Annotated in this window: 2 protein-coding genes and 1 pseudogene; 2 read left to right on the top strand and 1 reads right to left on the bottom strand. The window is 68.9% G+C overall.

The features are described from left to right. Window positions 1–90, top strand: a pseudogene (locus A5686_RS27170) (hypothetical protein); the annotation flags it as partial. Window positions 91–617: 527 nt separating this feature from the next. Beyond that, entirely contained in the window at window positions 618–1,892 is a 1,275-nt protein-coding gene (locus A5686_RS10585; RefSeq protein ID WP_067933863.1) for a PPE family protein, read from the top strand. Here A5686_RS10585 and A5686_RS10580 read toward each other — a convergent pair. Beyond that, window positions 1,856–2,206, bottom strand: coding sequence for a hypothetical protein (locus A5686_RS10580; protein WP_197520543.1), 351 nt, complete (start codon window positions 2,204–2,206; stop codon window positions 1,856–1,858). The genes A5686_RS10585 and A5686_RS10580 overlap by 37 nt on opposite strands. Between the last annotated feature and the right edge of the window lie 99 nt (window positions 2,207–2,305).

Genomic DNA, 2,305 nt, shown 5'->3' with positions numbered 1-2,305 from the left:
GCCGGTGCATGCGTCGCAGGCCACGGAGTCGCCGGACCCAAGTACGGATTCCGGCCCACCGTCATGGCCCGCCCACCCTTCGCGGGATAGTCCCGGCCGGCGGCAGCGCCGGCGCGATCTGCGACGCGCCCTGCCTCCGAAGCCCCGGCGGCAGGGTGCGTTTTCGCGTGTCTACGAGGGCTGGTCGTCGTGTGCAATGGCGAGTCCGGGATAGGACTCGGCGCGTCCGGTGCGGGTGCTCCCGCGGCCTCGGCAGTCAATCTCGGACGCCCTTTATCTGCGGCCGGATTTTTATCCCGCGCCGGTGTCTGGCGTCGGTGTCGTTCCCGCGCCACGACCCCCGCGGTAGCGACGTTGCGCCGGTGGCGCGTCGCGCGGCAGCGGCATTCCTGCAGGCAGTGGGAGTGGCGGCGAGATCCGGCGGATGCGCCCCGGATCGCGCCGCCACGCCCGGACGCCGTTTGCGAAATCGCCGCCGCCGCAACAGCGGCCGAGTCGCGACGCGGCGGCGGGGCCGTGCGCCCCTTTAGCCTTTCGGGCAAGCCAATTCTGAAGGTCGTCGTTGAGAGATCAGCTGCGAGGGGATAAATGTCGTTCGAGGCCGGTGCTTCGTAACCATGGACTTCGGGGGATTACCGCCGGAGGTCAACTCCGGTCGCATGTACGCGGGTCCGGGGTCGGGTTCGATCATGGCCGCGGCGGCGGCCTGGGACGGACTCGGTGCGGAGCTGGGCTCGGCGGCCAATGGCTACACATCGGTGATTTCGGAGTTGACCGACGCGTCCTGGGTGGGTCCGGCCTCGGCCGCGATGCTGTCGGCCGTCACACCGTATGTGAGCTGGCTCAGCGTCCTGGCCGCGCAGGCCGAGGAGACCGCCGGCCGGGCCCGGGCGGCCGCGGCGGCTTTTGAGGCGGCGTTCGCGATGACGGTGCCGCCACCGGTGATCGCGGCCAATCGGTTGCTGCTGGCGAACCTGGTGGCCACGAACTTCTTCGGGCAGAACACCCCCGCGATCGCGGCCACCGAGGCGCAGTACATGCAGATGTGGGCTCAAGACGCCGCCGCGATGTACGGTTACGCCGGCGCGTCGGCAGCCGCATCGGAGCTGACCCCGTTCACGTCACCGCCCAACACAACCACCCCGGAAGCGGTTCCCAAGCAGGCCGGCGCGGTCGCGCAGGCGGCCGCCCAGCCGGCGGGCAACACCGCGCAGAGCACCGCCCACGCGGCATCGCAGCTAGCGGTCCCACAAACCCTGTCCGCCAACACATCTCAGGCGGTGACGCAAGCGTCGAGCACGACCGCCGCCGAGCCGGGTCCGTTCACCTGGCTGACGAGCGCACTGCAGAACCTCACGCAATCCGGACTGCCGACCCCGAGCAATAACTTCCTGGGGTTGAACCCCTCTTTGTACGACACGGTCTTCAAGCGGATGACGGGTCTGGGTTACTTCTCGATTGGTATGGCGAGCTTCAGTTCGTCGATCGCTCAGCAGTTGACCTTTGGTCCCGGTGGTAGCACGGCGGGTGCCGGTGGTGCATGGTTCCCGACCCCGCAGTTTGCCAGCCTGGGTCTGGGCAACCTGGGTGGCGGCGTCGGGCACGTGGGTGCGGTCTCCGCGGGTGCCGGGCAGGCCGCCCGGGTGGGGATGCTCTCGGTTCCGCAGCACTGGGCGACGCTGACCTCGGCGGTCAGCCCGGCCACGGTATCCGACGTGGAAGCCGCACCCGTCCAAGCCGCCGCCGCGACGGGGTTGCACGGTTCACCGGCCAATGGCCTGCTGCGGGGGATGCCGGTGGGAGGAATGGGCCGGCGCGGCGCCGCCGCCGGCTACGTCAACAAATACGGGTTCCGCTACAGCGTGCTGACTCGCCCACCATCGGCCGGATGAGCGGAGGAATCCAGCGTGTACTCCCGCATCTTTATCTGCGCCCGGATTTTATCCCCGGCCCGAACACGCGTGCGCTCGACGACGCCGCACTCGCATGGCGCCGCGCCTAGCCGGCCGGTGCTCAGCTCGGGGTATTCGGGCAGCTCACACCAGCGATCGGGCCCGGACTTCGGATGGCCGGCCAGTGCTGAGCGACTGGCCACGGCTCCCGTTTCGAAGGCGCGCCCGAACGGCACTACTTCGCTGGCCGGCGTGGCCGTGGTCACCAGCGCATTAACGTCACCTATTGCTCGCGTCTTCGATTCGGAAGTCACAGGTTAAGGGGCACATTCGTGGTGGATTTTGGGGCGTTTCCGCCGGAGTTCAATTCGGCGCGGATCTACTCGGGTCCGGGCTCGGGTTCGTTTGTGGCT

The organism is Mycobacterium sp. E2479 (assembly GCF_001667925.1).
Classification (GTDB): Bacteria; Actinomycetota; Actinomycetes; order Mycobacteriales; family Mycobacteriaceae; genus Mycobacterium.
The sequence above is the reverse complement of the archived record's forward strand: the minus strand, read 5'-3'. Positions and strand labels throughout refer to the sequence as shown.

What these genes read in the sequence shown, in the direction of transcription:
- A5686_RS10585 (WP_067933863.1), top strand. Translation starts at nt 618, where the DNA reads ATGGACTTCGGGGGATTACCGCCGGAGGTCAACTCCGGTCGCATGTAC.